Source organism: Aeromonas sp. 602396 (genome assembly GCF_049173735.1).
Classification (GTDB): domain Bacteria; phylum Pseudomonadota; class Gammaproteobacteria; order Enterobacterales; family Aeromonadaceae; genus Aeromonas; species Aeromonas veronii_A.
Genome location: NZ_JAAKSD010000003.1, coordinates 98,881 through 122,967, shown reverse-complemented (window position 1 = coordinate 122,967; position 24,087 = coordinate 98,881). Strand labels below are relative to the sequence as shown.

The 24,087-nt window shown below is 58.5% G+C and carries 19 protein-coding genes; 6 read left to right on the top strand and 13 right to left on the bottom strand.

Features of this window, described 5'->3' with window-relative positions; all coding sequences use genetic code 11:
- Window positions 1–52: 52 nt before the first annotated feature.
- The 10 genes from G5229_RS06075 to mscM form a co-directional block, all read right to left on the bottom strand.
- Window positions 53–1,177, bottom strand: coding sequence for a M20 family metallopeptidase (locus tag G5229_RS06075; protein ID WP_128835120.1), 1,125 nt, complete (start codon window positions 1,175–1,177; stop codon window positions 53–55).
- A gap of 25 nt (window positions 1,178–1,202) precedes the next feature.
- Window positions 1,203–1,670 (bottom strand): YjiG family protein, encoded by a 468-nt coding sequence (locus G5229_RS06070; protein ID WP_005335063.1) that lies wholly within the window; start codon window positions 1,668–1,670, stop codon window positions 1,203–1,205.
- Window positions 1,667–2,395 carry a nucleoside recognition domain-containing protein gene (locus G5229_RS06065; RefSeq protein WP_005335061.1) on the bottom strand — a complete coding sequence of 243 codons (729 nt, stop codon included), beginning with the start codon at window positions 2,393–2,395 and terminating at the stop codon, window positions 1,667–1,669. The genes G5229_RS06070 and G5229_RS06065 overlap by 4 nt, the downstream gene beginning before the upstream one ends.
- A 251-nt stretch (window positions 2,396–2,646) precedes the next feature.
- Complete coding sequence (frdD, locus tag G5229_RS06060; RefSeq protein WP_005335059.1) at window positions 2,647–3,003, bottom strand: fumarate reductase subunit FrdD; 357 nt, start codon at window positions 3,001–3,003, stop codon at window positions 2,647–2,649.
- A gap of 10 nt (window positions 3,004–3,013) precedes the next feature.
- Complete coding sequence (locus G5229_RS06055; protein WP_005335058.1) at window positions 3,014–3,412, bottom strand: hypothetical protein; 399 nt, start codon at window positions 3,410–3,412, stop codon at window positions 3,014–3,016.
- Window positions 3,413–3,428: 16 nt separating this feature from the next.
- The gene (locus tag G5229_RS06050; protein ID WP_005335057.1) at window positions 3,429–4,163 is read right to left on the bottom strand and encodes a succinate dehydrogenase/fumarate reductase iron-sulfur subunit; all 735 of its coding nucleotides are present in this window, start codon (window positions 4,161–4,163) and stop codon (window positions 3,429–3,431) included.
- Window positions 4,156–5,940 (bottom strand): fumarate reductase (quinol) flavoprotein subunit, encoded by a 1,785-nt coding sequence (gene frdA, locus G5229_RS06045; RefSeq protein WP_047437968.1) that lies wholly within the window; start codon window positions 5,938–5,940, stop codon window positions 4,156–4,158. The genes G5229_RS06050 and frdA overlap by 8 nt, the downstream gene beginning before the upstream one ends.
- Window positions 5,941–6,449: 509 nt before the next feature.
- Window positions 6,450–8,327: a methyl-accepting chemotaxis protein gene (locus G5229_RS06040; protein WP_421208790.1), complete on the bottom strand. Its 1,878-nt coding sequence runs from the start codon at window positions 8,325–8,327 to the stop codon at window positions 6,450–6,452.
- 158 nt (window positions 8,328–8,485) lie between these two features.
- Window positions 8,486–9,163, bottom strand: coding sequence for a glycerophosphodiester phosphodiesterase (locus G5229_RS06035; RefSeq protein WP_421208789.1), 678 nt, complete (start codon window positions 9,161–9,163; stop codon window positions 8,486–8,488).
- Window positions 9,164–9,187: 24 nt separating this feature from the next.
- Window positions 9,188–12,469: a miniconductance mechanosensitive channel MscM gene (gene mscM / locus G5229_RS06030; RefSeq protein ID WP_421208788.1), complete on the bottom strand. Its 3,282-nt coding sequence runs from the start codon at window positions 12,467–12,469 to the stop codon at window positions 9,188–9,190.
- 155 nt (window positions 12,470–12,624) lie between these two features.
- On the opposite strand from mscM, the gene G5229_RS06025 reads away from it, so the two are divergent.
- Window positions 12,625–13,962 (top strand): MATE family efflux transporter, encoded by a 1,338-nt coding sequence (locus G5229_RS06025; protein WP_279488254.1) that lies wholly within the window; start codon window positions 12,625–12,627, stop codon window positions 13,960–13,962.
- Window positions 13,963–14,050: 88 nt separating this feature from the next.
- Here G5229_RS06025 and G5229_RS06020 read toward each other — a convergent pair whose 3' ends face one another.
- On the bottom strand, window positions 14,051–14,872 hold the full coding sequence (locus tag G5229_RS06020; RefSeq protein WP_216978206.1) for a peptidoglycan DD-metalloendopeptidase family protein: 822 nt from the start codon (window positions 14,870–14,872) through the stop codon (window positions 14,051–14,053).
- A 302-nt stretch (window positions 14,873–15,174) separates the two neighbouring features.
- Here G5229_RS06020 and G5229_RS06015 point away from each other — a divergent pair, with 302 nt between their 5' ends.
- A complete protein-coding gene (locus G5229_RS06015) occupies window positions 15,175–15,954 on the top strand; it encodes a BPSS1780 family membrane protein (RefSeq protein WP_005362278.1) in 780 nt (259 codons plus the stop codon).
- A gap of 66 nt (window positions 15,955–16,020) precedes the next feature.
- Here the strand turns inward: G5229_RS06015 and G5229_RS06010 are convergent, their stop codons facing one another.
- Entirely contained in the window at window positions 16,021–16,920 is a 900-nt protein-coding gene (locus tag G5229_RS06010; RefSeq protein ID WP_167573451.1) for a LysR family transcriptional regulator, read from the bottom strand.
- Between the two features lie 126 nt (window positions 16,921–17,046).
- Between G5229_RS06010 and G5229_RS06005 the strand changes: the two genes are divergently transcribed.
- The 4 genes from G5229_RS06005 (at window position 17,047) to oxyR (ending at window position 21,493) form a co-directional block, all read left to right on the top strand.
- The gene (locus G5229_RS06005; protein WP_026035063.1) at window positions 17,047–17,907 is read left to right on the top strand and encodes a Vmh family MBL fold metallo-hydrolase; all 861 of its coding nucleotides are present in this window, start codon (window positions 17,047–17,049) and stop codon (window positions 17,905–17,907) included.
- Window positions 17,908–17,980: 73 nt separating this feature from the next.
- Entirely contained in the window at window positions 17,981–18,625 is a 645-nt protein-coding gene (locus tag G5229_RS06000) for a DsbA family protein (RefSeq protein WP_216953053.1), read from the top strand.
- 171 nt (window positions 18,626–18,796) lie between these two features.
- A complete protein-coding gene (locus G5229_RS05995) occupies window positions 18,797–20,437 on the top strand; it encodes a methyl-accepting chemotaxis protein (RefSeq protein WP_216953054.1) in 1,641 nt (546 codons plus the stop codon).
- 156 nt (window positions 20,438–20,593) lie between these two features.
- On the top strand, window positions 20,594–21,493 hold the full coding sequence (gene oxyR / locus G5229_RS05990; protein ID WP_257687017.1) for a DNA-binding transcriptional regulator OxyR: 900 nt from the start codon (window positions 20,594–20,596) through the stop codon (window positions 21,491–21,493).
- 49 nt (window positions 21,494–21,542) lie between these two features.
- Here the strand turns inward: oxyR and G5229_RS05985 are convergent, their stop codons facing one another.
- On the bottom strand, window positions 21,543–24,014 hold the full coding sequence (locus G5229_RS05985; RefSeq protein WP_257687016.1) for a penicillin-binding protein 1A: 2,472 nt from the start codon (window positions 24,012–24,014) through the stop codon (window positions 21,543–21,545).
- Between the last annotated feature and the right edge of the window lie 73 nt (window positions 24,015–24,087).

Genomic DNA, 24,087 nt, shown 5'->3' with positions numbered 1-24,087 from the left:
AACAGAGGGCCAGCCGGTACAAACCGGCTGGCCCTTTTTACGTGAGAGGCTGTCAGGCCGCCAGACGGGTCAGTACCTTCACCAGCAGCTCGATGCGCGGGGCTATGCTGGCCAGATCCAGATACTCCTCGTCACTGTGGAAACCGGCACCGATAGGGCCCAGACCATCCAGAGTGGGGATGCCGAGGGCTGCGGTCAGGTTGGCATCGGAGCCGCCACCCACCTCTTGCCAGCTGATCGGCAGCCCCAGTTCGGCGCCACACTCCTCCACCAGCTGCATCAGTGCCTGGGTGCCCTCTGACGGCACCATGGCCGGTTTGTGGGCCTCGCGGGTCAGCTGGATGGTGACGCCGTCCAGATGGGGACGCTCGGCCAGGGTCAGCAGATGATCGTCGATCTGGTGGTACTCCTGATTGTCCCAGAAACGGACGTCTACCACGGCGCTGGCATGGGCCGGCACTATGTTGGCGCCGTTGCCCCCCTCGACGATGCCGATGTTGAGGGTGGTGCCGCTCTCGAAGTTGGTCAGTGCATTGATGGCGAGGATCCAGTGACCCAGCTCGGTGATGGCGCTGCGCCCCTTCTGCGGCTCGTTGCCCGCGTGGGCCGCCTTGCCGGTGAAGTCGATGCGATAACGGGCCATCCCTTTGCGCGCCTTGACCAGCGAGCCATCGGCGCGGGCCGCTTCGGCCACCAGCACCTGCTTTGCCTGTTTGGCCACCGTTGCCAGCCAGTCGCTGGAGTGGAGGGAGCCAATCTCCTCATCCGGGTTCATGCAGACGCAGATGCTCAGGCGATCGCGCACCTCGCGGGGCAGTTCACGCAGGGCATAGACGATGTTGAGCAGGCCGGATTTCATGTCGGAGACACCGGGGCCGTAAGCGCGCTCACCATCGATGCTCATCGGGCGGGCAGCGGCGGTACCGAGGGGGAAGACGGTATCCATATGGCCGATCAGCATTACATCGATCTGCGCCGCATCAGGCTGGTTGCGGATCTCCAGTCCCACCCCGGCTGCGCCACAGTCGACCCGCTTGATCTGCCAGCCGCCCATCGCCTCATATTTGGCAGCCATCAGGTCGGCCACTGCCGCAATGCCCGGCTGGTGCAGGGATCCGCAATCCAGATTGATCAGCGGGGCCAGTTCGGTCAGGTATTGATCCAGAGAAAAAGTCATTGCTTGCTCCACTATCAGGTTCGGGTCAGAGAAGGATGTTCATCACCAGCATGGCGCCGAAGGCGTTGAGTACCGAGATGGCGACCATGATGGGGATGTAACGCCCTTCGGTACCGATGCAGCCGAGGATGCGGCCCATGTACTGCACCTGGGAGCCCATCAGGTAGATGGCTGGCGCCAGAATGGCGATGTGGGTGCCGTTGAGGATCCCCTGATCGAACAGGGTGATGACCACACCGACTGCACCGCCCATCGACATCCAGGCGCCGATCAGCACGGCTGCCGCCTCACCGGGCAACCCGAAGATGGCCATGACGGGGGAGAAAATGGCGCCCATGGCATCCAGCGCGCCGGTGATCTGCAGCGCCTTGATGATGACGAAGGCCATCAGTACGTTGGGAACGGTGGAGGTGGTGGCGATGACCCAGCCCTTCTTGGCCCCTTCGACGAAGATATCGGTGACGATGGGTTTCTTGATGTTGGCCTGGCTCATTTGGCTTGCTCCTGAGTGTTGAGGGTCTGCTGGGTGTTGTTATCGGTCTGCTTGCCTTCGCTCATATTGAGGTAGACCCGAAACAGGTTGGCCCCGACAAATTTGAAGGCGAACATCACGATGACAGCCAGACCGATGGAGGAGCTGACCGCCGGGCTGCCATCTGCCAGTGTCAGGGTAAACAGCACGGCGCCGGAGGAGAAGAAGTTGACGATGGTGGCACCAGCGGAGAACTGGAACATGGTGAACACGTCGGTTTCACGCTTGGTGATGAGCCCTTCATCCTTGAGCTGACGGGTCATGGCGGCGCCGGCATCGGTACTCTGCAGGGAGGCGATAAGTGCGAGGCCGGTATTGCCCGGGATCCCCATCAGCGGGCGCAGCAGCGGGGTCAGCAACTTGCGGGCCGCTTCCAGCGCGCCGTAGTGCTCCAGCACATTGATCATACCGAGAGCAAACATCACGGTGGGGATCAGGGTCAGGGCGAACAGAAAGCCGTCTCTCGCCCCGTTGCCCCCCTTGCCGCGCATGTCGGTCATGGCGGTCTTGATGCCGTCACCATTCTCGCTGACGCTCTGGACCATGGTGCCGAACGAGCCGTTCAGCGTGGTGAAATCGAATACCCCGTACCACTCGCCGGATTGCAACAGTCCGGAGAAGAAGACCACGGCGAAGGCCAGTGCCAGGTAACTGCCTATGCTCACCGAGCGTGTTTTGTCTGTCATTAGCTAGCTCCATATGAATAATTATTTAATCTGAATAATTATAATTGATATGGATGTCACTAAATTGATGGTGGTCAAAATGGTTTGCTACAAATGACGAATGTATTGGTGTTATGTGACTGTGATCGCCATATGATTGGACGATAATCTGGTTTTTATCGAATTGTTTGAGTGAATAAAAAGCAGGGGCGGGATAGCGGGGCAAAAAAAACCGGGCACAAGGCCCGGTTTGGTCAATCAGTCAGATGTGATTACTGGAGTACCAGCACCATCAGCAAGCCGACGCTAATGGCAGATACCAGGAAGGCAAAGCCATAGAACACATAGTGGTGCAGCTTGGTGGTGTGGATCCCCAGATCGTGCAGACCGTGGTAGATACGGTGCATGCCGTGCCAGACTGGCAGAGCGATGATCACCAGCAGGATGCAGGCACCCCACCAGGAGCTGGCGAACGCGTGCACGCGGTCATAGCTCATGGTTTCCACGTCCATGATGCCCATGGGCACCAGCAGACCGGTGATGAGGACAATGACCGGCAGCAGCATGGCAACGACCATGCCACCCGCACCAAACAGACCCCAGTAAATTGGTTCGTCAGAACGTCTCATTGTTTTCTCCTCAGGCCACGATGATCAGGACAAGCAGGGACACCACCGCCAGCGCCACATACTGGGCGAGAACGATCGGCTTCTCCGGTACCAGGTCTTCACCACGGAAGATACGCATGGCTTTCGGCGCCAGGGCGAACCAGGTTTTGGCATGGAACAGGCACGCCGCCAGAGCGACGACATGGAACAGGATGGCGATCGGGCTTTGCAGGGATTCCAGCCAGCCGTTGAACGCTTCCTGACCCTGAACCAGGCGCATCAGGCCCCACATCAGCACAACGGCGTAGATGGAGACGAAGATACTGGTGCCTTCACGGATCATGTAACCGGTGTAGAAGGCGTTCTTCAGCCACCAGTCTTTCTTCATTTCGCGGACGTAAGGTTTACGTTTGCTATCAGTGTTGTTCATGGTCTCAATCCTGCTCTCAATCTGGCTTGAACATGGCGATCATGTAGTCCTTGGCGCTTTCGACCTTGCCAAGCTGGATGGCCGCCGCCGGATCGACGCCTTTCGGGCACACTTCGGAGCAGTAGCCCACGAAGGTACAGCCCCAGACGCCTTCGTCCTGGCTGATGATGCGCATACGTTCTTTGGCGCCGGCATCACGGTTGTCGACGTTGTAGCGATAGGCCAGAGCCAGTGCCGCCGGACCGGTGAACTTCTTGTTGATGCCGTACTGCGGGCAGGCCGCGTAGCAGAGACCACAGTTGATGCACTGGGAGAACTGCTTGTACTGCGCCATCTGGGCCGGAGTCTGGATGTACTCGCCATCACACAGGCTGCGCGGCTCGCTCGGGATGATGTACGGCTTGATGCTCTCCAGCTTCTCGATGAAGTCGGACATGTCGACCACCAGATCGCGCTCGATCGGGAAGTTGTTGAGCGGCTCGACGGTCATCTTGCCCGGCAGATAGTCGCGCAGGAACGCCTTGCAACCCAGCTTGGGCACACCGTTGACCATCATGCCGCAGGAGCCACAGATCGCCATCCGGCAGGACCAGCGGAAGCTCAGGGTAGAGTCCAGGTGATCCTTGATGTACTGCAGGGCGTCCAGCAGAGACATCTCTCTCTGGTATGGCACCTGAAAGGTTTGCATCCAGGGCTCGTTATCCTGTTCCGGACGGTAGCGCAGGATCTCAATTTCAATCATCTCAGCCATTCTTCTTAGCCTCGTCTTGTTTCTCACCCTCGGAGCCGTACACGCGTTTTGCCGGCTGGGACTTAGTGATCTTCACATCGGAGTAATCGATGGAGGGCGTTTCGCCATTTTTGTAGAACGAGAGCGTGTGCTTGAGGAAGTTCACGTCATCGCGCTCTTCGTAACCATCCAGACGCTGGTGTGAACCGCGGGACTCTTTACGATTGATGGCGGAGTGCGCCATGGCTTCAGCCACGTCCAGCATGTAGCCCAGTTCGATGGCGTACAGCAGATCGGTGTTAAAGACAGAGGACTTGTCGTTGATCTTGACCTTCTTGTAACGGGCTTTCAGCTCGTTGATCTTGTCGATGGTGCCCTGCATCAGCTCTTCGGTACGGTAGATACCGACACCGGCTTCCATGGACATGCCCAGCTCGTTGCGGATATCGGCCGGGTTTTCGGTACCGTCTATGTCCATCAGGGAGAGGTGCTGCTTGATGAGCGCCTCGGCCTTGGCGGCCAGCGCTTCGGTATTGCCATGCTTCTGAGTCTTGGCAAACTCACCTGCCTGCTCACCGGCCAGCTTGCCGAATACCACGATCTCGGACAGGGAGTTGGAACCCAGACGGTTGGCACCGTGCAGACCGACGGAGGCACATTCGCCCGCGGCGTAGAGGCCGGGCAGACGGGTGGCACACTTGTTGTCAGTCTCGATACCACCCATGGTGTAGTGGGCAGTCGGACGTACCGGGATAGGCTCTTTGGCCGGATCCACGTTGACGTAGGCTTTGGCCAGTTCGCAGATGAACGGCAGACGCTCTTTCAGGTACTTCTCGCCAAGGTGACGTAGGTCGAGGTGAACCACATCGCCCATCGGGCCCTGAATGACGCGACCTTTCTGCTGCTCTTGCCAGAATGCCTGGGAAACACGGTCGCGCGGACCCAGCTCCATGTATTTGCTCTTCGGCTGGCCGATCGGGGTTTCCGGGCCCAAGCCGTAGTCTTGCAGGTAGCGGTAGCCATCCTTGTTCAGCAGAACGCCACCCTCACCACGACAACCTTCGGTCATCAGGATACCGGTGCCCGGCAGACCGGTCGGGTGATACTGGACGAACTCCATATCACGCAGCGGTACGCCGTGACGGTAGGCCAGTGCCATGCCGTCGCCGGTGACGATGCCACCGTTGGTGTTGTAGCGATAGACACGGCCAGCGCCGCCGGTTGCCACGATCACGGATTTGGCCTGGATGAAGCGGGTGATACCGTTCTGGATGTCGAAGGTCAGTACGCCCTGAACGCGGCCGTCGTCCACGATCAGATCAAGGCAGAAATGCTCGTCGAAGCGCTTGATGCTCGGGTATTTGACGGAGGTCTGGAACAGGGTGTGCAGAATATGGAAACCTGACTTGTCTGCGGCGAACCAGGTACGCGGAACCTTCATGCCACCAAACGGACGCACGTTGGCTTTGCCATCCGGCTTGCGGCTCCAGGGGCAACCCCAGTGCTCCAGCTGGATCATCTCTTTGGTTGCGTTGTTGACGAAGTATTCCACTACGTCCTGCTCGCACAGCCAGTCACCACCGGAGACGGTGTCGTTGAAGTGGTTTTCGAGGGAGTCGTCATCACGGACGACACCGGCGGCGCCGCCTTCGGCAGCAACCGTGTGGCTGCGCATCGGGTAAACCTTGGAAATCAGGGCGATGTCCAGGTCTGGCTGTGATTCGGCTATAGCGATAGCGGCGCGTAAGCCGGTACCGCCAGCACCGATGATGGCCACATCGGTCTTGATAATATCCACATCTGCCTCCTTAGGGATAGATTTGCTGGGCACGATTTTGCTCTATGAAAAAAATTCAGGCTTGATGCAAGTCAAACTGCTAGGTTTTATTCCCTTTTTATTGGTTATTTTTCTATAAAACACCCAAATCCCTGGATGAAAATGTCGTTATTATCGTCATTTTTTGGTGTTACTGAGCAGTTGAACACCTAGCTACGAGCATTTTAACTTCTGGATTGTACGTAGTTTTCTTTCAATAAAATGCGAATCACCTCTCTTTTTAGGTACTCGCGAAAAAAATTTTAAGTTTTTTATTGTAATTTTTTAATGAGAATTATTGGCATTTATCTATTCGGATAGAAATAGGTAATCCGAAATGCTGCGGTGACCACGGCGGTGATCTGATAATTCCAGACGAATTACAAGGATTTCAAGGCGGGGTATTTGGCGGGTAATGTGAGATTACTCACTGAAAATTAAGCGCTATTTAGAAAAATAAAAGGGGCCTGTACGGCCCCTTTTGCTCATGCTCAAATGCGGAACATGCCGACCTGATTGCTCAGTTCACCCGAAATATTTTTAAGTTGTTCAGAGAGATGGCGTGAGCTGTCTGCATCTACTGCCAGTTCGTCCGAGACATCTTTCACCGCCTGAATGTTGCGGCTTACCTCGTCGGTGACGGCCCGCTGCTCTTCAGCGGCGCTGGAGATCTGGGTCGCCATGTCGGAGATCTGGTTGATCGAGGTGGTGATCTGCTCCAGCGCGTGGGTGGCGTTGTTGGCGTCATCCACGCTGTTCTGGGCCAGCAGCTGGCCTTCGTGCATGGTGCTGACCGCTCCCTGGGTATTGCGTTGCAGGGTTTCGATCATATTGCGGATCTCGACGGTGGAGCTGTGGGTACGCTGTGACAGGACGCGCACCTCGTCGGCTACCACCGCAAAGCCGCGGCCCTGTTCACCGGCACGTGCCGCTTCGATGGCGGCGTTGAGTGCCAGCAGGTTGGTCTGCTCGGCGATGCCCTGAATGGTGGAGAGGATGGTGTTGATCTCCTGAGCGTTTTTCTCCAGTTCCTGAATGATGTTGGAGGCCTGTTCCACCTGGGTGGCCAGATCGGTGATGGAGCGCTGGTTGCGGGCGATCACCTGCTTGCCATGCTCGCAACTGCTGGTGGAGCTGCGGGCCGCTTCGGCGGTCTGCTCCGCGTTGCTGGCAACCTCGACTGCGGTGGCCGACATCTCGTGTACCGCAGTGGCGATCTGGGAGATCTCGTTTTGCTGGCGTGCCAGACCCTGATTGGCCTTCTCCGCCATGCTGTGGGACGACTTGGCCTGCTGGTTGAGCTGGCCGGAGGAGTTGGAGATATCCTGCACCATCACATGGATCCGCTCGATGAAGGTGTTGACGTGTTTGGCAACCGCGCCTACTTCATCCTCACGTTCAATCTTGATGCGGCGGGTCAGATCACCGTTGCCGCGTGAGAGATCGGCAATCGCTTCGCCCAGGGTTTTCAGGGGGGCCAGCGAGCCGTTGATGGCGACATAGGAGAAGCCAGCCACGATCAGTATGGTGATAAGCCCCTGGATGAGGGAGGAGGTGACCATGCTGCGCACCGACTGATAGGCGGTTTCCTCATCCACCATCATGCCGTAATACCAGTTGGTATTGGGGATTGCGTTGAAGTCAAAGACCTCTTTCTTGCCACTGATCACCAGCTCGTTGATCATGCCGTCATGGGCGATCTGGTTGATGTAAGAAGCAGTCAATTCAGGGGCCAGTGCGGTGGCAGACTTGAGACTCAACGAGGCATCCGGGTGGGCGATGATGGTGCCATTACTGTCTACCAGAATGGCGTAGGTGCCCTCGGTGGTGACTGCCAGAATATCCGAGATAAGGGCGCTGATGGATACGTCACCGGCGATGACGCCCTGAGTGTTGCCGCGCTGGAACGGCTCGGCAATGGTGACAATCAGTTGTCCGGTAGAGATATCCGCATAAGGGGCAGTAATGACCAGTTTGCCAGCTGCCATTGCATCCTTGTACCAGGGGCGTTGACGGGGGTCATAACCGGCAGGGAGGTTGGTGGGCTTGCTCTGGATCATCTTGCCATCGGCAGTACCGGCATAGACCAGGTCGAATCCACCTGCATTCATGGATTGGGCCAGATGGCTGATGGGTTCATCCTCTTTGGTGAAAGCCTCCTTGGTGGTGCTGACGATGGCGATACGGGAGTCAACCCAGCGGGAGATCCCCTTGACGTTGGCCATGGAGCTTTCGTCGATGATATTCCAGACCAGCCGCTGGGTTTCGCTGCGCAGTTGCGAGGTGTTGTACCAGACCTGTATCCCGGTGATCACCAGAATGATGACCCCGATAGCCAGGACCAGCTTGTTTTTAATCGATAAGTTCATAGTTACATCCTTGTGAGCGTCAGTCTGAGTGTGTGGAAACTGGTTATTGTTATGTGCCTGTTCTTATCGGCTGAAGTTGAACTCTTTGTATCCCGATCAGCTATTTAAAGTTAGTGCCTAAATCAGAGCTTATCCATATGTGTATCCTTGTCAGGTGGCTACAGGAAACGATCTGGACGATTGGTGAAGATTCCATCGACCCCCATGCTGGCTAGTTTTTCATAATCTTCATGATAATCAACGGTATAAACTAGAACCCTTAATCCGCGTTGATGTGCATCTTCCACCAGTATCCGGTCGACAAAATCCACGTCGCAGTTAAGTGACCAGGCCCCCAGCTCATCAGCAAACAGCGCCAGGTTGAGTGGCAGATTGGCGGTCAGGGCGCCGAGGCGGATATCGGGCCGCAAGGCGGCAAATCGGGCCAGCTCCGGGTGATGGAAGGACGAAACCACCCACTGCTCTGGGGTAAAACCAAGCTTGGCCTCTGCCCTTCGGGTCAGGGATGCCACTGCGTCAGCGGTATCGGCACCCTTGAGCTCGATATGCAGCTCGCAGCGTCCGGCGATAATCTCCATCACTTGCCACAGGGTCGGTATCACCTCTCCCTCACCGGCATCGAGTTGCTCCAGATAGGCTCGTGATTGTTCAGTCAGCACCCCCTTGCCGTTGGTACAACGCTCCAGCCTCCGATCGTGAAATACCCATAACTCGTCATCTGCTGCCTGTACATCCAGTTCGATGGCACTGACTCCCAGCGTCAGTGCTTTTGCCATCGCCTTGAGGGTGTTTTCCGGTGCCAGACCGCTGGCACCACGGTGGGCAATAATTTGCATGTTCTGCTCCTTGTACCTCGGGGATCAGCCGCGGCTCAGGTGAATGTCGATCTGTTGATGGGGCAGGGGAAGTCCCTGCTGCTGCATCTTCTCCAGCACCAGCGAGTGAACCTCGTGAGTGATGGGCATCCGGTGATCCATGTTGTTGACGTAGAGGCGGATCTCGTAGATCAGCGCCGAGTCGGTGAATTCGATCAGGAATACTTCCGGACTGGGGGTCTCCAGTACCAGAGTAGAGGCATGGATCGCCTCCTCAAGAATACGTTGCACCAGTTTCGGATCACGGGTCAGACCGATCCGGATCCGCAGTTTGACCCGGGTTATCGCATCGGAGAGCGACCAGTTGATGAACTGCTCGGTGATAAAGGCCTTGTTGGGCACGATGATCTCCTTGCGATCCCAATCCACTATGGTGGTCGCCCGGGTTTTGATCTTGGTTACGGTGCCGGTGAGATCGCGAATAGTAACAGTGTCACCGAGCCGGATTGGTTTCTCGAACAGGATGATGAGGCCGGAAACAAAGTTGGCGAAGATCTCCTGCAGGCCGAAACCCAGCCCTACCGAGAGGGCGGCTACTAGCCACTGGGTCTTCGACCAGTCGATACCGAGCATGGAGAAACCGGTGAGGGCGCCAACGAGGATCACCAGATACTTGCTGATCGTGGTGAGTGCAAAGCCGGTACCCGGGGAGAGGCTGAGGTGCTGCAGCAGGGTCAGCTCCATCAGCCCCGGCAGGTTGCGGGCTGTCACCACGGTCAGAATGAAGACGAAGGCGGTCAGCATCAGATCCTGCAAGGTGATGGCCGAGAGCTGCTCGATGCCGCCAATCTTGCTGCTCACCTGCCACACCTCGATATTGCTGAGGAAGCTGAAGGCGGAGTTGAGATCCGACCATTGCACCACCACCAGCATGGTGAAGCCCAGCATCAGCAGGGTGCGCACCAGTCCCAGCGACTGGGCGCTGATGGTATCGAGATCCAGCTCAGTCTCTTCCACCACGTCCGGGGTCTCGGAGCTGAGCTCGTCATGCCCCTCTTCCCGGCCGCGCTGGGCCAGGATCTCAGCCCGCTTGCTCTTGGCGCGCTCGAAGGCTAGGCGGCGGCGCTGGATCAGCATCCAGCGTCTGGCTAGATAGTAGACCAGCAGGCAACCCAGCCCCATCAGCAGGCTAAGCTCCAGCTGGCGCAGCAGGGTGCGCGAGGTATAGAAGTAGCCAAACAGGGCGCCGATCACCGCCAGCAGCGGCGCCAGCATCAGGCTGTTCCAGATGAAGTGGTGCAGCAGATGGGGCTTGGTCATATCGGTCTGGCCCCAGGTGAGTGGCAGCCGCTCCCGGTTGAGGCGGGCAAAGAAGAGCAGCAGCCAGAGTGCACCGATCATGAAGGCCATCCGGCCGAGGGAGTCGTAGAAGGCGTGCTCCTGATAGCTGTTGGCCATCCCCTGCACAAAGAAACTCGGGATCAGCACCAGCAGCAGGGTGCGAAACTGCCCCCATACCTTTTGCACCTGTTCCCGGGGCCAGCGGAAGTGGTGGATCAAAATCCCCCGCTCCAGCGTCAGATGGCGGGCCATCACCAGCGCCAGCAGCAGAAACCAGATCTCGCCAAGACCGCGCGCCACCGCCACCGCAAACGGGTATTGCCAGGCCCCTTCGAGCAGGCCGCGCACCATCAGTACCATGGCGGGCAAGGGGAGGGCGGCAAGCAGGGAGCGCAGCAGCAAGCGGCTGGTGAGGCTGAATTTGTCCTGAGTTACCTTGCCGATCCGCGGCGCAATATGGTCGCAATAGAGGCTCAGGTGACGGGCCAGCTTGAACCAGCTCCAGGCCAGCACCAGCAGCCCAATACCGGCCAGCGTGAGGCTCAGCGGGCTGTTTTCGACGATGGCGTAGGGCAGTTGCAACCAGTTGTCCGGGTTGAAGGCCAGGGTCAGCGCGGCAGGAATACCGAGCATCACCTGTGGGGTAAAGGGGCGCACATCCGGCATCCAGAACAGGTGGCTGGCGCTTATTTCGCGGATCTCGTCGATCTTGCTGTTCTGGCGGCTGTAGAGCAGCTTGAGACGGGTCTGCTCCTGAATGAGGGTATCGGAGGCGTCGTTGAGCCGGGTCAGCAGCTGGCGCCGGGCCTTGAGCAGGTTGTCGAGCACAGCTTGCTGCGGCCGATCCAGCGTCACATCCTCTTCGGCCATCAGCTTGTCGCGCAGCTGGCGGGTATCCTTGAGCCCATCCTGCTCGCTCTCGTACTGGTACTTGGCCATGCGGGCGCTGACGATGGCGGACTCCAGCTTGTCGAGGGGGAACTGGGGAGGAAGATCGGAGAGTTTGCTGCGCAGGTTCTCGCCGTAGGCATTACTGATCTGCAGCCACTCCAGCTGTTCGCGTACCGAGTTGACCAGCTCATTCAGTTCAAACAAATTCTTGTCGACGCTGCGCTGCTCGTCCTGCACCCGCTCAATTTGATCTTCCAGTGTGCCGAGCTGGATGGAGAGCGCCTGATTCTGCTGTTGCTGCTCCAGCAGCAGCGGCATGTCGGTGGTGAGCTGCTTGCGCAGCCGTTCGCTCTCCTCCAGCGCCTGCTCGGTCTTCTCCCGCCGCAGCTGGTTCTGCTGGGTCAGCAGGCTGGCTTGCCACTCATCCTCGTCGGCGATGGCCAGATTGAGCTCCTGCAGTTTCAGCTTGCCGAGATCGTTGCGCTGCTGGGCAGAGAGCTGCTCCAGCTCCAGCATCTGGATCCGGTCGGAGAGGCTCTGCTCTTTCATTCTGGTCAGCAGCAGCTGTGCCTCCTGCTGGCGATCCGATTCGCTGCTGAAGCTCAGTCGCTCCAGCTGGCTGCGGGTCAGTTGCAGCTGTTTGCGCAGATCATCCACCCGCAGGTGATACTCCTGCCCGGTACTCTCTAGCTGGTTGAGGCTATCCATCACCCCCTGCCGCTCCTTGCGCAGGTTGAGCTGGCGGTTGCTGCTCAGGCCTATGGCCTGGCGCAGCGCCTCCTCCTTGAGGCTCGCCAGCGGCGGGCGAGCGGCGGGCTGATAGTTGTGCAGGCTCTCCTTGAGCCGTGCCGACTCCTTGGGGTAATCGATAAGGATCTGCTGATAGGCTTTGCTCTGCTCCCGGTAACGCTCGGCCTCTCTGGCAAATTGCAGCGCCTGCTGGTAGCTCTCCCGCAGCTTCTGGTTTTCCGGGGTATCGCTCTTGGGCACGCTCTGCAACAGGGATTCGGCCTGGGCAATGGCATCGTCGGCGCGCACGGCTGGCGGCAACAAGATAAGGGAGAGCAGCAAGAGGGTGAGCAGGCGTTGCAACATGAGGCTCGTTTCCGTTCAGAAGAGGTGGCCCTAGCCTAAAACAGGGCAGGGAGGCGGGTAAAGCAGTCTATATTAATGATTCATAACACAAATAACAGGAAGTCGTGCTGCCGTTTCGCTATGATCCCGGCCGCTTTCTCTCCACCGAGTCGAATATGTCAGCTGTTGATCTGGGCACAGCCCCGCTATCTCGCCTTTTCTGGCGTTACGTAACCCCGACCGTGGCGGCCATGCTGATCACCGGTATCTATGTCACCATCGATGGCATCTTCGTTGGCCATGTGCTGGGTCAGGATGGCATGGCCGGTTTGATGCTGGCTTATCCCATCTGCGCCGTGCTCTATGCGGTGGGGGCGCTGATCGGCATGGGGGCCTCGTCGCTGGTCTCCTTCTATCTGGGGCAGGGCAACCCGGCCAAAGCCCGCCATATCGTCGGCAATGCGCTGGTGATGGTGTTGCTGGCCTCGGCACTGCTCAGTTTTATCGGGATCCGCTATGGCGAGCCCATGCTGGCCTGGATGGGGGCGGAGGGGGAGATCTTCACCGCCGGGCTCTCCTACCTGCAGGCCTACGCCTGGCTTGGCGTCTTTGCGGTGCTGTCGATGGCGTTCAGCTCGCTGCTGCGCAACGATGGCCGCCCCGGATTTGTCACCCTCATCATGGTAGTCGGGGGGCTGCTCAACGTGCTGCTCGACTATCTGTTGATGGTGGTGTTTCCGTTCGGACTGGCCGGGGTGGCGACGGCCACCATGCTCTCCCAGGCAGTGACGGGCCTTGCTTGCCTGTGGCACTTCTTCACACCGCGTAGCCAGCTGCGGATAAGTTGGGACACCTTGCGCCCCGATCTGCGGCTGATGGGAGAGACGGTGCGCCTCGGGGTCTCCAGTTTTCTGATGTACCTCTATCTCTCGGTAGTGCTGGCGCTGCACAACAAGGCGTTGCTGGCGGTCGGCACTTCGCTGCATGTGGCGGCCTACGGGGTGATCAGTTACACCGAGGCCTTCTTCTATCTGGTGTTCGAGGGGATCGCCATGGGTATCCAGCCCATCGCCAGCTTCAACGCAGGAGCCGGTCACTGGCGGCGGGTGCTGCGGATCCGCAACCTGGCACTCGGAGTGACGTTGGGGATCGCCCTGTGCGCCATGTTCCCGCTTTATCTGTGGCCGGAGGCGGCGGTCTATCTGTTTGCCGGCGACAACGCCACCCTGCTGCCGGTGGCGAGCCTCGGGATCTGGCTCTACTTCTGGGGGCTGCCGATGGAGGGCTTGCTGCTGGTGGGGGCCACCTACTTTCAGGCCATCAATCGGGCCCGCATCGCCTCCCTGCTCACCGGCGGCAAGCTGGTGCTGATTGGCGGTTTCTTGTGGGGTTTCTCGACCCTGTGGGGCGTGCCCGGGGTCTGGCTGGCATTGCCAACGTGCAGCTCATTGCTGGTGTTGGTGATGTGGCGGGCGATGCGTCGGGAGTCCGGCGCCCACACGCTGGCCGGATAGGTAATCAGGTTCGACGTGCAGATAGCAGACAGGCAGCCATGGGCTGCCTGTTTTGTTAGAGGATGTTTTGTTAACGGGCTCTGCCGATTCAGGGCTTGAAGGCACCGATAAAGATGGCGGGATCGACCCGGGTGTCGTTGAGGCTGACGTTCCAGTGCATATGGGGGCCGGTAGCGCGGCCGGTCGAACCGACTCGCCCGACGATGCCGCCACGCGGCAGGCTCTGGCCGAGCTTCACATCGATCTTCGACATGTGGCAGAACATGCTGATGAGCCCCTGACCGTGGTCGACAAAGACGGTATTGCCATTGAAGAAGTAGTTGCCGATCAGGATCACCTTGCCGGCGGCGGGGGACTTGATCGGGGTGCCGGCGTCCACGGCGAAGTCGAGGCCGGAGTGGGGATTGCGCTCCTCGCCATTGAAGAAACGACGCAGGCCAAACGGGCTGGAGAGGGGGCCGTTGACCGGCTTGTCGAACAGCAGGTTGCTCGGCTGGTTGGGGCTGAAGGTCTGGTAAGCCCGGGTCTGCTCCGCCAGCTCTCGGTTGATGCGGGTCATATCCTCGGCGAGCGGATTGACCTGACGGCTGTTCTTGAGCTTGATGTGCTGCTCGCGGTAGTGCTTGGGGGTCACGGTGAAGCCGAGAGTACGGCCATCACCTGTGGTCAGTTGCTGGGCGCCGGGCGTGCTTTTCAGAGAGATGCCGACGATGGCGATCCACTGGTTGTCTTCGCGCACTACCAGCACGGGCTTGTCGTGATAGCGGGCCGTGGGGGCAGTGGGTGACGCGCCAAGAGGGATCACCGCAACGCCACCTGGTACCGGATGGTTGAGCAGGCGACTGATAAAACCCTCGGCCAAGGCCGACTGGCTGGCCAGTAACAACAACAGACAACACACAACTCTCATGACGATACCACTCGATGTTAAAGCGCCCGGGATGGCGGGATGACAACCCCCTGTCCGGCATTCGTCGATCACTAAAGGGTGATCACGGCACGCTGGCCACGACAGGCGCGGCTGGGGAAGGGGGCAGATTGTGCCTCGTTATGGTCGGGGCAGCCAGAGGCGGGGCGTGGCTGACGCCCCTTTTGTGCATAGCTGCGTCAGGTTTTATGTCGTGGTCGGGCCGCTTCGCCATTGAGTCGCCCCCGCCCTGGCTCTAGAATCGGCTTCCGGCACTGATGCCACCGACACTCCGAGGAGACGATATGAACGGATTACCCCCTTTGCGCACCACTCCGGCCCGGTACACGACAGGTCGTGGCTGGCTCTGGGTTCGCAGCGGGTTCGATATCTTCAACAAGGGTATGGGGATCAGCGTGGCCATGGTGTTGGTCTGGTTTATGGTGGGCATGCTGCTGGAGCAACTGCCGGCGGGTGGCCTTATCTCCCAGCTGCTCTACATGGTGTGGGGCGCGGGTTGGGTGGCGGTCGCCGCTCGGGGTTATCGGGGGGAGCCGCTGCAGTTTGCCGATCTCTTCGCCGGTTTTCGCCACAAGCTGACCCCGCTGATGCTAGGCGGTCTGCTGGTGTTGCTGCTGTTCAGCCTGGTGGGCCTCGTCTGTCTCGGTCTGCTCTCCATGTGGGGGCTGCTCCCGCTGCTGACGCAGGATCCCGAGAGCATGGTGGTCTCAGCCAGCCAGTTGCAACAACTGCTGCTGGTATTGCTGGTGGGTATGCTGCTTATCATTCCCGTGCTGATGGGGGTCACCTTTGCTCCGGCGCTGATCTACCACCACGATATCGGCATCATCCAGGCGGTACGGCTGAGCTTCTTCGGCTGCTGGCGCAATATGTGGCCCTTCTTCTGGTGGGGACTGCTCTCAGCCATGTTGTTGCTGTTTGGCGCTGTGCTGTTACTGGTAGGTCTGCTGGTGGTGATCCCGGCGCTCAACTACTCCATCTATGTGGCTTATCGGGATATTTTCCTCGACGAGAGTGCGCAGCCGGAAGCGCCGCACTCAGAACCATTCGGATTTGAAGCCTGATCAAGGGATCAGAGTGAAGAAGGGGCCCGCAGCGGCCCCTTCGTTATGTTTGGGTGTGCGGAGTGCTTACTCCTGCCAGATGGGATCCGCCGCCATGCGGGCCAGCAGAAAATCGAGGAAGCTGCGCAGCAGTGGCGACATCTGCTTGCGGGTGGCATACACCCCGTAGACCCCGAGGCGCTTGGGTTGCCAGTCGGTCAGCAGGGGCACCAGTTCCCCACGCTCCAGATAGGGTTGTGCCGAGTAGCGGGGTTGCAGGCTGATCCCGGCACCTTCAAGCGTTGCTTCCAGAAGCAGGTTGGAGATATTGGCGCTCAGGTTACCGCTGACCGGCACTGACTCGGGACCGTCCGGTCCATTGAACTCCCACAGGCTCTTGCCAAAGTAGGTGTAGGTGAGGCAGTTGTGCAGCGCCAAATCCTGCACCTTGTGTGGCATTGGATGACGGGCCAGATAGGCCGGGCTGGCACAGACTACCGAGTGGCAGGTGCCGAGACGACGCGCCACCAGATTGGGGTCGAGGTCGTTGGTGATGCGCACCGCCAGATCGATCCGCTCCTCCACCAGATTGACGGTTCTGTCGAGCAGCAGAATGTCGATGGCCGTCCCCGGGTATTGCGCCAGATAGTCGTTAGCAGCCCCGACCAGCAAGGCTTCCGACAGGGAGTAGCTGCTGGTGATCCGCAGTTGTCCCTTGGGGGCGTCATCCCCCTTCACGGCGATCTGCTCCATCTCTTCGCCGAGCGCCAGCATGGCGCGGGCCCGGTTCAGCGCTTCCTCTCCCGGTCCGGTCAGACTCAGACGACGGGTGGTGCGGTGCAGCAGGCGGGCGCCCATCCAGCTCTCCAGCTCGGCCAGATAGCGCGACACCATGGCGCGCGACATATCCAGTTTCTCTCCGGCGCCGCTCAGGCTCCCCTGTTCGACTACGCTGACAAAGACCTGCAATGCGGTCAGTCGATCCATGTATGGCTCTCTATATGTTCGATATGTGCAACAGTGATGCGCTTTTTATGCTGTATTTGCACCTTAAGTGATCCAATACACTGTGTCCATCAAATGAACCCCCGAATACTTAATGAGGAATAGATGATGAACAACACCCTGATCCGCAACTTGACTCTGGCGACCACCCTGTTGAGTGGCGCCGCACTGGCCGCCCCCCTGAGCGTGACCGTCTACAACCCTGGCGAGAAGGCGATCTTCCCGGTCTCCTCCTCACTGGTGACCGGTGACAAAGAGGCCATCCTGATCGATGCCCAGTTCGACGTGCAAAATGGTCAGGCGCTGGTCGACATGATCAAGAAGAGCGGCAAGAAGCTGACCACTGTCTATATCAGTGCCGGTGACCCCGACTTCTACTTCGGTCTGGAGCCGGTCATGGCGGCGTTCCCGGATGTCAAAGTGCTGGCCGACCAGCATGTGGTTGACCATATCAACAAGACCAAGGATGCCAAGCTGAGCTACTGGAGCCCGATCCTCGGCAAGGGTGCACCGAAGAGCCTGACCGTGCCGCAAGTGATGACCGCCAGCCACCTGACGCTGGATGGCGAGAAGATTGAAATCAAAGAGATGAATACCCCGAATGCCTACCTCTGGGCCCCTTCCATCAAGACTGCTTTTGGTGGTGTGCCGGTCTACCACGGGGTGCATGTCTGGATGGCCGACAGCCAGACCAAAGCGGCTCGCAGCAACTGGGTCAAGGCGCTGGATAACCTGCTGGCCCTGAAACCCGAGCGTGTGGTACCGGGCCACTTCCTGGGCACTGCTCCCAAAGGCACTGCTGCTGTGACCTTTACCCGTGACTATGTAGAGCGTTTCGAACAGGAGCTGGCCAAGGCGAAAAACTCCGGTGAGCTGATTGAGGCTCTGAAGAAAGCCTATCCGGCACTGCCGGTTGACGATGGTCTGGCCATCGGTGCCAAGGTCAATACCGGCGAGATGAAGTGGTAAGCCACTGAGCCTGCTTTCCCTGTGTTTTTACCGGGCCTAAGGGCCCGGTTTTTTATCCGAGATTGAAGTGAGAATGAAGATGAGCGAACAACAAACCACCCTCCATTATGTCTATGACCCGCTCTGTGGCTGGTGCTACGGTGCCGCCCCCCTGTTGCAGGCGGCAGCCACCATTGCTGGGCTCAAGATCGAGCTGCATGCGGGCGGTCTCTGGCTGGGTAGTCGCCGTCAGCCTATGGGCGAGGCATTGCGTGATTATGTGCGCCCCCATGATCAGCGGATCGAGGCGCTGACCGGCCAGCATTTTGGCGAGCGCTACTTTAACGAACTGCTGCTGCGCGAAGGGTGTCTGCTGGACTCCGAGCCGCCGATCCGTGCGGTTTTGGCCGTCACGGCTTTGGGGGGGGATGGGTTGGCCATGTTGCACCGGATCCAGCAATCCCACTATCGGGACGGGATCTGGATTGGTGAGCCGGCATTTCTCGCCACGCTGGCGGCAGAGCAGGGGGTCAGTGAAGACGCGTTCCAGCAAGCCTATCTGCAGGCCCCATTGCTGCAACATCTGGCAGATAGCCAGGGCTGGATGAAACGGCTGGGTGGTCAGGGTTATCCCACCCTTGGGCTGATGCACAAGGGGCGGGTCACGCCTGTACGGGTTGCCGATTTTCTGGGGGAGCCGGATGCTCTGAGCACGCATCTGCTGGCTCTAATGACATGATGGCTGTTATTTGAACACGAGACCGCTTCAGGAAAGGTGTCCAGGGCCGATAGGCAAACAATCACAGAAACGGTATGAAATCCTTCTGTTTTCCGGGTGCAGGCTATGCTCTATATGACCATTCCCGGTGGATGTTGCGGGAGTGAAGACTCATTTCAAGGAAGCCCTTATATGTTCAAAAACATGTCCATCGGCCAGAAACTGAGTGCCGGATTTGCCATCCTGGCCTTGTTGGTACTGGGCTTGGCCTGGTTTTCAATCAGCCAGCTGGCAAAGCTCTATGGTGATACCGAAACCATCACGGGTAATTTACTGCCTTCTACTCGTCTGGCGAGCCAGATGCATGTTGCCGTGCTGGATGCGCGTCGTTCAGAGTTGGCCCAGGTCATCGGTGGCCTGAACAAGGATGAGCAAGAGGTAAGCGATCGCACCCTGACCTTCAATAAGGCCAAGCAGGAATTTGAGCAAGCAGCCCAAAAATATGGTGCTTTACCTTTCACTACTGGTGAAGAGAAGCAGGTTTATGAGCAGGTGGTTGCGGCGGGGGCCAAGTATTTTTCGGTACATGACCAGCTGTTAAATGCCTTTGCTGCTGGCGATCTGGATAAAGTCAGAAGTCTGCGCAAAAACGAGACTCGTGCCGCATTGGAAGAGGTTGGTGCCAAGTCTTATCGTTTGCGGGAGATCAATAACGAGATTGCCGATGAGATGGTGAAAGACATTGCGGCCATGTATAGCAATGCCAGAACCATGAGCATTATTGTCAGCCTGGTGACGCTGGCTTTTGTGGTGGTGATTGCCTGGCTGTTGACCGCCCAGATCCGCAATCCGGTGATGGCCCTGCTGGAGCAGACCCGCCGTGTCTCCTCCGGTGATCTTACCTCCCGCATCGATATGCAACAGTTCAACAATGATGAACTGGGGACTCTTGCCAAAGGGTTTGGCGAGATGCAGACCAATTTGCGTACCCTGGTCAGTGAAGTCTCGGGCTCAGTGGTGCAACTGAGTTCGGCCACCGAAGAGATGAGCTCGGTAGCAAGGCAGTCAGCGGCCAACATGAGTGCCCAGCAGCATGAACTTAATCAGCTGGCAACCGCGATGAACGAGATGCAGGCTACGGTTCAGGAGGTTTCTCGCAACACCAGCGATGCCGCCAGTGCCGCCACCTCGGCCAGCGAAACAGCAGAGATTGGGGCCAAGACTGTTAATGACTCTATTTTGCGCATCGAGCGGGTGGCGGGGGCCATCGAGAGCACTGCAGTGGTGATCCGCCAACTGGGCGATGATAGCCGCAATATCGGCATGGTGCTGGAGGTGATCCGCGGCATTGCCGAACAGACCAACCTGCTGGCATTGAACGCGGCGATTGAAGCGGCCCGGGCCGGTGAGCAGGGACGGGGTTTTGCGGTGGTGGCTGATGAGGTGCGTACTCTGGCCAAACGAACCCAGGACTCCACCTCCCAGATCAATACCATCATTGCCGAGTTGCAGCAGCGTGCCGAACAGGCGGGCAGTACCATGCAACAGAGTCAGGAGCTGATGAACACCACGGTAGCTACCGCGCGGGAAGCGGGCGAGTCTATCTCCCAGATCAGTGGCTCGGTCAGCAGCATCTCCCACATGAACATCCAGATTGCAACGGCCACCGAAGAGCAGGGCGCGGTGAGCGAGGAGCTCAACCGTAACGTGGTCAATATCAGTCATGCTTCCGAAGAGGTGGCCGCCGGTGCCACCCAGATGGCTCAGGCGTGCAACGAGTTGAACCACCTGGCTACCCAACTGCAGGATATGGTGCGCCGTTTCAGGGTGTAATCCATCGGCGAGTCAAACAGCCTGATTACCGCGAGGTGATCGGGCTTTTCTGTTTTGGAGGGGCAGCCAGAGAGGCTCACTGCAAGTGGATGACTTGTCCCGCCGGACGATATTGTGCATGCTGATGGCCCATTTTCCAGGCAGGACTCTTGCTGTATGAATCTTCGCGATCTCGAATATCTGGTGGCGCTGGATGAGGAAAAACATTTTCGCAAAGCCGCTGAACGCTGCTTTGTCAGTCAACCCACCCTGAGCGGCCAGCTGCGCAAGCTGGAAGATGAACTCGGGGTCATTCTGATCGAACGTACCTCGCGCAAGGTGCTGTTTACTCCGGCTGGCGATGCCATGGCCCATCAGGCGCGTCGGGTGCTCAAGGAGGTGCGCGAGCTCAAGAGCATCGGTCAGCACTTCTCCGAGCCGATGTCAGGGGAGATCCATATCGGTTTTATTCCGACCGTGGGCCCCTACCTGTTGCCCCGCATTATCCAGACCCTGCGTGAGCGTTTTCCCCAGCTGGAGTTCTATCTCTATGAGGAGCAGACCCAAACCCTGCTCAAACGGCTGGAAGAGGGGGAGCTGGATTGCGTCATTCTGGCCGAGATGCCTGGGATGGAGGGGTTTGGTTCAATCCAGCTCTATCATGAGCCGATGTGGTTGGCGGTGCCTTGCCATCACCCCGAAGCACAGGCCAGACAAGTGCCACTCGGCAATCTCAAGGGCAAGAAATTGCTGATGCTGGCCGATGGCCACTGTTTGCGGGATCAGGCGATGGGCTTCTGTTTCGCTGGCGGGATAGGTGAGGATCAACGCTTCAAGGGGACTAGTCTCGAGACGCTGCGCAACATGGTGGCCGCCGGTAGCGGCATGACCCTGGTGCCAAAGCTGGCCGTACCCGCCGATCATGATGAGGGAGGGGTGAGCTATCGTCCTGTGGTTGACCCTGTGCCGGGTCGTACCATCTCGCTGCTCTATCGCCACTACTCGGTACGTCGCCCCTGTTTCAACGAGCTGGCCGCCTCGATCTCCACGCTGATGAGCAAGCAGTTGGCCCAATAAAAAAACCGGCAGCCAAGGCTGCCGGTTTTGTTGCTGCCGCGAGAGCAGCTTAGAAGATATCGTCGGTAGAGACAGGCCCTTCCACATCGGGGTTGTCGCCACCGTAGACCTGATTGCCGTCCGAACTGGGCGCGGCGTAACGGGTCGGCTCGGTCCCTTCCTTGAAGTATTCGTCGGTTCCGCCACTGGTCGCCAGCAGTCCGGTTTCGCTGTCAATCTTCACCGTCATGATCCCTTCGGGAACCGGCATCTTGTGCTCCGGCTGCTTTTTGAGGGCGACTTTCATGAAGTCGATCCAGATAGGCTGTGCAGCGCCACCACCAAACTCGGCACGGCCAAGGCCACGCTGGTGGTTGTCAAAACCGATCCAGGAAGTAGCTACGATGTCCGGGGTATAGCCGGAGAACCAGGCATCCCGCGATTCGTTGGTGGTACCGGTTTTGCCGGAGATATCGTGACGTTTCAGGTCACGGGCTGCACGCCAGCCGGTACCACGCCAGCCGTTGCCACCCCAGATGGCTGTGCTCAAGGTGTCGGTGATCAGGAACGCGCTCTGGGCACTGATGGTATGCGGGGCGATGGTTGGCGCGAGAGGGGTCTGCGTGCCATCTTGTGCTGCGCCATCAACAGTTGGCTCCGGCAGTGTGCTCTGCTCGGACGCCGTCTGCTGTTCGCAATTGTTGCAGGCAATGGCAGGATTGGCCTGATAGAGGGTGTTCTCCAGGCTGTCGGTGACTTTGTCGATGAAGTATGGGGTCACCAGGAAGCCACCGTTGGCCAGTACCGAGTAACCACGCACCACCTCGAGGGGGGTAAATTCGGCTGCGCCCAGCGCCAGTGACTCATGGGGCGAGATGAAGTCGCGGGGGAAGCCAAAGCGTGTCAGACCGTCGATATAGGTATCCAGACCGATGGCGCGCATCAGTCGAACCGACATCACGTTCTTGGACTTGGCCAAACCCAGACGCAGCGGGGTGGGGCCATCATAAACGGCCGGGGAGTTCTTGGGCTGCCACATGGGCCCTTTTGACGGATCCCACTGGTTGATTGGCGCATCGTTGATGAGCGACGCCAGGGTATAGCCGTGCTCCAGCGCGGTCGCATAGAGGAAAGGCTTGATATTTGAACCGATCTGGCGACGCGCCTGATCGACCCGGTTGAATTTGGATAGTTCGAAGCTGAAGCCGCCAACTACTGCTTCCAGCGCGCCATTTTTCGGGTTCATGGCAACCAGCGCGGCGTTGACGTCCGGGATTTGGGCCAGCAGCAACTCTTCGCCCTCTTCCCGCACCCAGATCTGGGCGCCGACTTTCAGTACATCGCGTGCCGATTTCGGGGCATAGCTTTGGCGGTCGTCGGTAATAAAGGAGCGAGCCCATTTAATGCCGTTCCAGCCCAGCTCTGCTTCCTTGCCATTTTTAAGTACCAGTGTGGCGCTACGGTCACCGAGCTTGGTAACTACGGCCGCCATCAGCGGATCATAAGTGGGTTGCTTGCCAAGGTGGGCCACGATCTGCTCGTAATCCCAAGCTGTTTCGCCTGCCTTCCACAACTGGGCCGTCGGGCCACGATAGCCGTGACGCATATCGTAGGCAAAGACGCCATCCAGCAGAGCCTGTCTGGCGGCCCTTTGGCGTTCGGCAGAGACGGTAGTGTAGACGTGCAGGCCCATGGTGTAGGCATCTTCACCAAACTGCTCTACCATCTTCTGGCGTACCATTTCACCCAGATAGGGAGCGTGCAGGGTCACTTCGGCGCCGTGAAAACGGGCCTTGATCGGCATTTTGGACGCTTCGTCAAACTGGGCCTGGGTGATCTTGCCGGTCTCCAGCATCCGACCAAGCACAACGTTGCGGCGCGCAAAGGCGCGCTCGGGGGATCGGATGGGGTTGAGCATGGAGGGGGCTTTGGGCAGACCTGCAATGATGGCGATCTCGTCCAGCCCCAGATCCTTGACCTCTTTACCAAAATAAACCTGAGCCGCAGCACCGATCCCGAAGGAGCGATAACCGAGAGGGATCTTGTTGAGGTACAGTTCGAGGATCTCGTCTTTTGAGAGATTCTGCTCGATCCGCCAGGCCAGGAAGACCTCCTTTATCTTGCGGATGATGGTTTTCTCATTGCTCAGGAAGAAGTTGCGTGCAACCTGCTGGGTAATGGTGCTGGCACCCTGACGGGCATGACCTGATACGGCCCAGACGGAGGCGGCGCGAATGATGCCGATGGGGTCAATGCCGGGGTGCTCGTAGAAGCGGGCATCTTCGGTTGCCAGTACGGCATCGATCATTGGTTGGGGGATTTCATCCAAGCGCAACGGAATGCGACGGATTTCACCATATTGGGCGATCAATTCCCCATCTCGGCTGTAGACCCTCATCGGGGTTGCCAGTTTGACATCACGCAGTGCGGTGACATCGGGCAGTTGGGGTTTGATATAGAAGTAGATACCGATGAGGCTGGCAACACCCAGCACAGCACCCAGCATCATGACAATAAACAGGCGAACGAGCCATTTCAGCATGGAAGAACTACCAATCGTCTTAAATTTAGCCAACGGGCGCAGAGTATAGCCCTTTTGCCATCTGGAATTCGAG